Origin of the sequence: Flavobacterium sp. (assembly GCF_036405015.1) — a bacterium.
Lineage (GTDB): Bacteria > Bacteroidota > Bacteroidia > Flavobacteriales > Flavobacteriaceae > Flavobacterium.
This window is the reverse complement of record NZ_DASWYK010000181.1, coordinates 1-9,728: the sequence shown is the minus strand read 5'-3', so window position 1 is coordinate 9,728 and position 9,728 is coordinate 1. Positions and strand designations below refer to the sequence as shown.

9 protein-coding genes are annotated in these 9,728 nt (G+C 31.3%); 2 read left to right on the top strand and 7 right to left on the bottom strand.

Annotated elements, in window-relative coordinates; genetic code table 11:
- Positions 1 to 33 precede the first annotated feature (33 nt).
- Positions 34 to 1,599, bottom strand: a complete 1,566-nt coding sequence (locus VGE71_RS15360; protein ID WP_331139128.1) for a hypothetical protein — start codon at positions 1,597 to 1,599, stop codon at positions 34 to 36.
- Between the two features lie 535 nt (positions 1,600 to 2,134).
- Entirely contained in the window at positions 2,135 to 3,133 is a 999-nt protein-coding gene (locus tag VGE71_RS15355; protein ID WP_331139127.1) for an IS110 family transposase, read from the bottom strand.
- A gap of 570 nt (positions 3,134 to 3,703) precedes the next feature.
- Between VGE71_RS15355 and VGE71_RS15350 the strand changes: the two genes are divergently transcribed.
- Entirely contained in the window at positions 3,704 to 4,093 is a 390-nt protein-coding gene (locus tag VGE71_RS15350) for a plasmid mobilization protein (protein WP_331139126.1), read from the top strand.
- A complete protein-coding gene (locus tag VGE71_RS15345; RefSeq protein WP_331139125.1) occupies positions 4,081 to 5,325 on the top strand; it encodes a relaxase/mobilization nuclease domain-containing protein in 1,245 nt (414 codons plus the stop codon). The genes VGE71_RS15350 and VGE71_RS15345 overlap by 13 nt, the downstream gene beginning before the upstream one ends.
- Before the next feature lie 64 nt (positions 5,326 to 5,389).
- On the opposite strand, the gene VGE71_RS15340 is transcribed toward VGE71_RS15345, so the two are convergent.
- The 5 genes from VGE71_RS15340 to VGE71_RS15320 form a co-directional block, all read right to left on the bottom strand.
- Entirely contained in the window at positions 5,390 to 6,460 is a 1,071-nt protein-coding gene (locus tag VGE71_RS15340; protein ID WP_331139124.1) for a type I restriction endonuclease, read from the bottom strand.
- A 523-nt stretch (positions 6,461 to 6,983) separates the two neighbouring features.
- Positions 6,984 to 7,700, bottom strand: a complete 717-nt coding sequence (locus VGE71_RS15335) for a hypothetical protein (protein WP_331139123.1) — start codon at positions 7,698 to 7,700, stop codon at positions 6,984 to 6,986.
- Positions 7,701 to 8,146: 446 nt separating this feature from the next.
- A complete protein-coding gene (locus VGE71_RS15330; protein ID WP_331139122.1) occupies positions 8,147 to 8,713 on the bottom strand; it encodes a hypothetical protein in 567 nt (188 codons plus the stop codon).
- Entirely contained in the window at positions 8,671 to 9,141 is a 471-nt protein-coding gene (locus VGE71_RS15325) for a hypothetical protein (protein ID WP_331139121.1), read from the bottom strand. Before VGE71_RS15325 ends, VGE71_RS15330 begins: the two co-directional genes overlap by 43 nt.
- 251 nt (positions 9,142 to 9,392) lie before the next feature.
- Positions 9,393 to 9,689 (bottom strand): hypothetical protein, encoded by a 297-nt coding sequence (locus tag VGE71_RS15320; RefSeq protein ID WP_331139120.1) that lies wholly within the window; start codon positions 9,687 to 9,689, stop codon positions 9,393 to 9,395.
- Between the last annotated feature and the right edge of the window lie 39 nt (positions 9,690 to 9,728).

Genomic DNA, 9,728 nt, shown 5'->3' with positions numbered 1-9,728 from the left:
GAAAAGGTGGAAAAAAGGTGGAAAAGGTGGTTACTATTTTTTACGCGGTTTCTCAGTAATATATTTATATAAATTCGATTTCTGGAAATTATCATTTTCAATAATTTCTTTTTCGAATTTATCAATATTTTTAGCGAATAAAATATATTCTAACGAAAGAGGCTTTGAATTTTTTAATTCTCTAAAAAGTGAATTTAACCCCCATCCTATTATTTTTTTATTAATTCTTACTGTGTTTATTTTAGAAATACTTTTAGGAAAACTACCCTTTAGAAAATATGACAACAAGGAGCTTTTAATTATTTCATAAGAATTTTCAAGGAAATACTCTTGTGGCAAATGGTCTTCAATTGCATCTACTATCTCCCTCTCTTTTTCAGTTAAATCATGATTTATGATTCGCTTTTGTAAAACATTTACAACATCATATTCTAAATCGTCTTTTAAAACGCCACTATCTTCGCTTACTTTATAAGTAAGTTCTGGAATCTCAAATGTATTTATAAAGTTAATAAGAGAGTAACAGTAACCTATCAATTCATCGTTAAATACTTGATAATTAAAATCACGTATAGTAAATACAGTATTATGATTACTAGAATTACTATCATATCCGAAAAGAATATTTTGCACTCGATAGTCCACAACTAAAACTATCATAGTTCGAAATGCTAAATCTTCACTCAATAATTTTGGATTATCTCTATAGGAATCGTATAACTCTTTTACCAATGGATTGTTATATGAAAGAGTTGCCTCGTACAAATTTTTGACAACTAGCGCTGTTCGATAAATTTCAATCAATTCATTTTTAACTAATACATTTGTCTTTGCATTCTCAAACCTTTCCGTGTAGTGTTGTTTGTATTCTTCCAGAGATATTAGCTCCCGATCAGATCTAAGATTAATTATCCTGCAAAACCTACCATCTTCATTAATTATATTATCGACATCATTTTTTTTTGCGAGTGATTGCGAAATTACAACCCAATGTATCGTATTTAGTTCTCTTTTTATTCTTTCAAAAATTGTGATATTCTTTTTTGGATTTATTTTTTCATGATATTTTAGATTTTCCTTATGTCTTCCAACAATATCAACTTCCTTATTTGGCGTCAACGTTCCTATCTGTTCTTGAAGCCATTTCTTGTAAAGAAAGTATTTTCCATAAACAATTTCCGCATCTGCAGAGAAAAAATCGTAGTCATTGTATTCTAAGTTTTCGTAATAACCGTACTTCCATTTTAAATATTCGTAATGATTCCTTCTTACTGAAGAGCCACTTTTATTAGTAAAAGCATCAACTGTTGATAGTTCTTCTGCTTCCTCAATAAAAGCCTCTAGTATTTTCAACTCATCTCTGAGTGTTCTTAAATTTATTGGAAATCTACGTCTAAATGCTTTAACATACGAATCTAGATGAATTAGCCCAGTATACATTTTCAACCTTTCAAAAGCTTCTTGTTTCGTTGAAGGAGGAGGAAATATTGTATATTCTGAACCTACTGGAATTTTCAGTCTTTCTGACGTTTCATCATCAGCAATTTGTGTCACTCTTTTAGAGTCCTCATAAGCTTCATATTGACTTTTAAAATCCATTCACAATAATTTGGTTTAGAATGACTAATTTAAAGAAAAATTCCAATCAAATAATAGATGAATTTTAAAACTTCCATTAATTCATTTTAAGTAATAAATTTATTATTGAATAAAAGAAAAAAAGCAAGCTAAATTATTGGAAATCGGCAACGGAAGTGCGCATAATAGCAAGCTTCGTCCCTCAACTTGCTACCCTTCGGGACTTATAGCACTTCCATTGCTGATTATCCAATTGAAGACTGCTTTCTTTTTTCCCTTTTTCTTTTGTTAAGTTATTTATCCATTGTAACAGCCTACAGCCATCATGACCATATTTTGCACAAGATACATTCAAATATTTTCCCTAAATTAGAAGCCTGCTTTTAAAAATCTCCAAAGATTGCCACGTTCCTGCAATCAGTATTCTAAGACATATGCAAATTTTTTTTGATGTTTATTTTGAGAATGTTTATAAAAAAGAAAAGATAATGAAAGAGCATAATAAATCCAGGCCGAGAAAAAACTCAGCTGTAAAGAATGAAAAGTCAGATGTTTATCAAGCTACATGCTTCATAATATCAACATATTCAGTACCTCTTCTAGCCACTGCAAAAGCACGGGCCAGAAGTTTATTGCGGATGATATTAAGCACGCACATTTTGCTTTTCCCATCTTGAATTTTGCGGTTATAAAAGATGTTTATCTCCTTATCGGTATGCGCTGCGCTTAAAGCTGCAATATGGAGCATTTTTTTAATCTGTTTGTTGGCAATTGGATGAACCTGGCTCCTGCTGTGAACACTGGTTCCCGAGCTGTTTTGAAAAGGAACGATCCCTGCAAAACAGGCACATTTTCGCCAAGTTTCAAATCTTGAAAAGTTATGGGTATAGATAATTAAATAAACGCCGACCAGAAGCCCGATGCCTTTTATGCCAGTTATCAATTCAAATGTTCTTTTAAGTTCCGGATCATCATTTACAATGGCTTTAATAGCTTTTTCAAGAGCTTTAATTTCAGCATCTAAGGATTTAATTATGTGAGTATAACTCTCCATTAAAACGGGTATCTGATCAATCGGAAGAAACTTTGACTGTTCTTTCATAGTGCCTACAAAAGCACCACGGTCTCTTGCCAGACGATCTCTTAAAGTCATTATTGGATGTAATTTCAATATGGCTTCAGAAGGTATTTTGGTCGGATAGTATTTATCTCTTTTTTCATATGCATATTCAGCAATACGGCGAGAATCAATCTTATCATTTTTGCCCCGCACAATGCCCAGTGAACGCTTAATCTGCAAAGGGGATATCATGGAGAAATTACAGTCATGCTTCTGCATGTAGATTGCCAACAGCAGGGAATAAAATCCGGAATGCTCAAAACAGAAAACAATCTCTAAAGGAGTGCTTTCAGCGGTTCGCAGATAGATCCATTTCAATAATGCATCAAAGCCCTGCTGGTCATTAGTAAATTTATGATGTAATGATTTGTGATGGATGTAGACATCCAGAGTCAGTTTTGAAATATCAATCCCGACAAAGTGTTTGAACTGCATAACATTGATATTAAAGGTTAATAATTAATTTGTTGCGATGAACTAATGCCGTTAAAAGACCTGAAAGTCTACTATTCTAACTGGTTGCTGCAACGATTGTAAAAGACATTCAAAGAGGACTAATACCGATTAGGTAACTAATATATACAAGCCAGATGGACAGTTCACCTCCTTGGAGCCGAATACAAAATTTAAGTATTTTAATGAAACAAAATTGTTAATGCTGTAAAAGAAAGAAATGAAAGAGGACTAATACTGATGATGTATCTTTAATAACACAAGCAAGATGACTAGTTCACCTCTTTCAAATCTTATATTTTTAAAATAAGGGGACTAATACCGACTCACGTACCTAAATAAATACAAGCAAGATGTTTTGTTCACCCCTTTGCAAAACTTCAATAATCTAGAGAAAATTTAAGACTCTGGAGAACATTTAAGTTAGCGTCAAAGCTAACGGCAAGATGAACGGTTGTTTAACAACCGCCTATCTTGCCACCCATTGCCTCGGAACTCGGCGGTGGAGAAACTTAAAAGCAAAGAGTTTGATAACAATGAAAATGAAAGATGATGAAAAGAGAAAATTCAAACAGAACACGAATCGTGGGACTGCGATTCACTCCTTTGGAGTATGCCGAACTGGAAAAAAGATTCAAAGCAAGCACCTGCCGGAAATTAAGCGACCATATCAGGAGCCACTTATTCAACAAACCAATTGTAGCCACTTACAGAAACCAGTCTTTAGACGATCTGATGGAAGAGACAGCCATACTTACTTCCGAATTACGGGCAATCGGCAACAATATCAATCAGATTGCCCGAAAGATAAACACGCTCAACACAGTTCCCGATTTCAAAGGCCATCTTTATCTGTTCGAGATCCAGAGAAAAAGACTTTTTGATAAAATGGAAGAGGTCTCAGGCCACACCCAGAAAATAGCAGAAAAATGGTTGCAGTGATAAAAACAAGCTCATCTATAAGAGGCATTTTGAATTACAACGAAAATAAAGTTGAGATCGGAAAAGCGGAATGCATAAGTGCAGTGAATTATCCTCTTGAATTGGAAAAACTGAGTTTCACTTCAAAATTAAACCGCTTTCTAAAACTGGCAGAGCTCAATACAAATACGAAGAGAAACACGGTGCATATTTCGCTCAACTTTGATCCTTCGGAGAATCATTCGAAAGAAAAACTGGCTGAAATCGCAGACACTTATATGGAAAAACTGGGATTCGGCAGACAGCCCTATCTGGTATACCAGCATCACGATTCAGGTCATCCCCACTGCCATATTGTGACAAATAACATTCAGAGAGACGGGAAAAGAATCGACCTGCATTTACTGGGAATAAGAAAATCAGAACCTGCCCGAAAAGAAATTGAAGAAATGTTCGGGCTTGTAAAAGCCGAAGGAAGAAAACAGAAAGAACATTTTCCATTAAATCCGATAGATGTAGGCAGAGTCCAATATGGAAAAGCAGAGTCCAAAAAGGCGATCAATTCAGTTTTAAACAAGGTTATATTTGATTACAAATATTCAAGCCTGCCTGAACTCAATGCCGTTTTGAACCTCTATAATGTTCATGCTGACAGAGGAAGCGAGGAATCGAGAGTTTTTAAAAACAACGGACTCCTTTACAAGATACTCGACCAGAATTCAAAACCGATAGGAGTGCCGATAAAAGCTAGCGAATTTTACAGCAGACCTACCTTGAAATTTCTGGAAGGAAAATTTAAGTGTAATGAAGCAGAAAAAGAATTATCTAAAAAACATGTAAAAAATGCAATAAAGCTGGCTTTCTTTCGTGAGAATATAGTTTCTCCCGAAAAATTATCTAAGGTATTGGAAGGAGGAAGCATTCACGTTATCCTTAGAAAAAGTAGAGAAGGACAGCTTTACGGAATAACTTACATTGACCATAAAACCAGATCCGTTTTCAACGGAAGTAGTCTGGGAAAAGAATTCAGTGCAAAAGGAATTCAGGAAAGCTGTGCCATGAACATTCTTGCACTTGAAAGGAAATACCAAAAGTCCAATTCAACCGTTTCAGAAAACATTCAAAATCTAGAATTGCGAAAGCATGTAAAAGAAAATCTTGCAGATATACTTCTTCGAGTTGAAAAAGTAAACGATTATATTTCAAAACAATTTAAACAAAAAAAGAAAAGGAGGCTTTATAAAGGAATATGACAAAGTTAAGGGTGCAAAAATGCACCCTTAACTTTGTCTCCAATTTTCGTTAGCACATCCAGTTTTATTCGTAATTTTTTATTGTCGTCAATAATTCACTTTTATAATTATAAATCTCGTCTAAGCTAGATATTAATTTTTTCTCTCCATTATCTTTTCCATTGTTGAAAAGTTCAACGTACTTATTTGCTGAATTAAAATGCAAACGGCAAATAGGTTTCCTATTGTTATCATCTAATAAAATACCAAAGTATGATTGCGTATCCCTAAATGCAATTCTAGACGCTGGTAAAATTTCTCTTAAAATTGCTTTTACTATTTGAGAACCTTCAATTTCTTCTTCTGTAGTGATGAATTTTGGAGTTTCAACATTTTCATCAATTGCTGTCGTTTGTTCAGCCGTTTTTGAAGGAACAGTTTCAGTTATGTTTAATGCATTTTTTAACCTAAAACTTATAGATTCATTTATTGAATTTGAAAAAGCTTTTTTAGTATATTCTTTGAATATAAGTAATCTAGGAGCTGTTATAGGTTTATTGAAAAATCTACTTACTAAAAGACGAACTATTTCATCTGATGGCTCTTGTAATTCTTTTTCAAATTCACTCCTAATGGCTTTTATATATTTTAATCCTTCTGCGGAATCTAAAATTTCTTCAAGATTGTATCCGTTTTTTGAAAATTTTTCTAAAATTTTCAAACTTGAATCTTTCAAGTTTGAAATATCTAAAGTGAAAAATGGTTTGTCATCCATTATATTTGGCCTCTCTAAATCCGCATAAAAATTATAAATATGTCCATTTGTTAAAACTCCAAAACGTGATTTAGAAACGTGATAATATCTATGAAGCTGAGAATTATGAGCGTCAACATTTTCTTTCCAATTTTTACATTCAATGATTAAAATCGGTTCGCCGTCTTTTTTAATAACATAATCTATTTTCTCTCCTTTTTTGGTTCCAATGTCACAAATAAATTCTGGAATTACTTCTGTTGGATTAAAAATATCATACCCCAGAATTTGAATAAAAGGCATTACGAAGGCATTTTTAGTAGCTTCCTCAGTATTAATCTGATCTTTTAAAGAGTGAACTCTTTCATGCAATTGTTGCAATTTTAATTTTAAATCTTCCATTTATGTTTTTAGTGAATTTATATTTTTTAGTGATATTTTTTATCGGATTACATATAAAGCTCTAAAGCTTCTAAATATTTACAAACTATCAAATTTAGTATTTTAAGCTAAACGAAAATACAATAAAAAAAGGTAATCATATTAAATTTGAAAGTTTTTAGAAACTTGTGTTGTACTTTGTTTTTATTTTATACAGTACCGTAGTTTCGTAATATTATAGAATAAATATTAGTATTACTATGAGTCATAATTTTTGGAACATAAACTCCCTTTTGCAGATGTATAAAAATTATAATTATTAAAATCAGAAGTATCGTCAAAACTATTTTAGTTGATTTTTTCATTTTTGACGTTGCCTAGTAAAATAAGGGTTAATTTTCTGGCTCTACAGCGGTTTTAGGATTAAATTAAGGCCATTTTTGGATTTGACAAATCTATTTCAAATACTAAAACATTTTTCCATTAAGCCAATTGCTCAAATTCTTTGTAGTGGCTGTTATCGGCTGGTTTTATTAGCTTAATGTTATTCCAAAACTATATTTTCTTTCAATAATTCATTTATAAAACTAGGTGTTGGTCGCTTTTCTTTTTTTGTATATTGGTTTATATGTACAGTAAATAAAATTAACGAATTTTCAAGATTGGTTTTATTTACTTCTGGAGCAATTCTTTCTGATGAATCTATCAAACCTTTGATTTTATATAATTCGCCAAAAGGTGTATTTTCTAAAAACTCTAAGTCATATCCCATCCAAAGTATTCCTTTATCAACAAATTTTCCCCAATATGCTCCCGATTCTTTATTCTTTACAATGATGACTTTTGGTTTAAGAATATCTTCAATAATATGCTGTGTTAGATTTAGTTGTTCAGCAATAAAGGTTAAACCTACAGAATTAGACAAGATGCCTTTTGTTAAAAATTTTTGGTCTCTTTCTCTGAAATAAAACAAATCTAAATAACCAGTATTTTCTATTAAATTAAGATGTTCGTCGGCGACTAATTTCTTTAAAGAAGTCCAATAAGTATCATATTTAGTTGCTTTTGAAATTAATTTAAAATCGAAACACATATTTCCGTTTATATCACTTTTTCGAAATGATGGATTTATCCCTGTTATTAAAATATCTTTAGATTCATAGTTTACCGAATAATTAAAACCTCTTTCTTTGATAATTTCCGGTAATTCATTTAAATAGTCTTTATTCCAAATTTCTAAGAGTTTTTTATTGATGTCCATTAAGTGTAATTGTTAATTGAAATAATATTTTTAAGAATTAAGTTTTAAAGGAGTTTAATTTTTTAAACTTTCTTAACGTCAAAGTTTCCAGCACTTTTATAAGTTTTACATTGAGAATTAAATCCAAGGCGGTCAATTTCTTTTTCGATGTCTTTTTGGCCTGGAGTTGGTATCGCTGCTAAAACAACTTAGAATTCATAACCTTTTGGCATATTACACACAACGTCATTCTGCTAAAAAACTAAAATCTGCCTCTTGAGAATCTCATATTTGGAATTTTTCTCCGGTAGCTCTCTGTTTACTTTCTAAATTTGAAGAGTTTTTTTCACAGCCTGACTTTCTGGAAATACAGCAGGTTTGGGTGTAAAATAAGACCATTTTTCGGATTTGCCAAATCTTTCAAATACAAGACCATTTTTAAATTTAGCCTAATACCCAAATCCCGTTTAATGGCTGTTAGGCACAGTTTCTTTCTTTTCAACACTTTTTTCTATTTCCAGTTTGTTTATTTTATTTTCAAGTGCTTTTACCTTTTCTAAAATTATTTTATTTTCATCTTTTTCATTTTGATTAAGCTTAATAATTTTTAAGATATTCTCATTTAACTTTTTGACTTCTTCGTTTTTTTCAACTTTCTCTGATGTGAATACATAACTCAAGATGCAAAAGAATATTCCTAGAATGCAAAAAATTGCCTGCCAGTTGAATTTTGATTTTGAGCAATCTAAATCTAATATGCCTTGATGTGCTTTTTTTCTAGCTATATCAATACCTTTTCCGCCTAGTATAATACTGAAAATAAATGCTAAAAAACTTAATGAAATTGACAAAAAGAATTGCCAACCAACTTCACGCTTTTCCACTACAAAAAGGAAAACAGCTCCAATTATTGCAATCATAGACAAACATGCACTAATTAAATTACTACTTAAAGTTACTCCTGTATTTACAGCTAGTCTTTGATTTTCCATTATCCCCAAAGTTCCATTTTTGTTGATTGCAATTGTGGCCAAAGAGAATCAATAGATTTTAAGATGTCGTGACCGCTTATAAGATCCTCTTTTCTTATCTTTAAACTATTATACATTATAGTTTTAATGTCTGAAGTCACATATTCACGAAGTATATCTTCAGATATTTCTTTGTCATTTTCTAAAATCTGGTATAAAATAGGTTTGATTATCATATTGTTAAAGTTAGTAATCAAAAAATATTTTGCATCTGGCCTAAATGGAAATTTTCTTTGAATTTCAAAATCTTGAATCTCTCTTTTCATTAATTCAATTATTAGTTCTTGCCTTATGTAGAATTCCCTTAATTCTGAGGATATTTTTGCAAAACCTAAAAAATCTTTATCAAATCTTGAAAATCTATGAACAAAATAACCGTCAGGATACATGTCATAAAGCAAATCATATGTTTTGTTGAATTTTTCTTTCATATTTTGAATTTACGGTGGTTGTGTGAAATTGTGCCTAACGTTGTAGTAGCTGACCAGCTTGCTTGTAACGTGTGTTGTAGATAGTGATTCTTTTTTATAAAATCGGATAAGGAATTTTCTTTTCATTATTCCATTCAGCATTATGCCAAAAAGTATTGATTTCTGGTTTTTCATATCCATATAAACCTGTGCTCCTTTTCATGACCTGTATGTCTTGTCCTTTTATCCACAAAAAACCTATATCAATTTAGTTAAATATTTTTAAGATAATTTTTTAAAGCAACTGGGTAGAAACTAATTGAGTCATTTTCAAAAGAATACTTTATTAACTTTACTTTATACTCTTCTTGTTTAGTGATTTCATCATTTGTGAAATTTTTCTTCGTAAGAATTACTTCTTCAATTTCAGATAATTTCTGTGCAATTATAGAATTGAAATTCTCAATTTCGCTTAATTTTAGCTCAACCTCGTTAGGAATAAAAATTCCATCTTTGAAATCTTTAGATTTGTCTAAAAGTATTTCGATAAATTGTCTTGTCAGTTTCATTTGTGATAATATGTCGTACAACTAAAATATACTACTGAC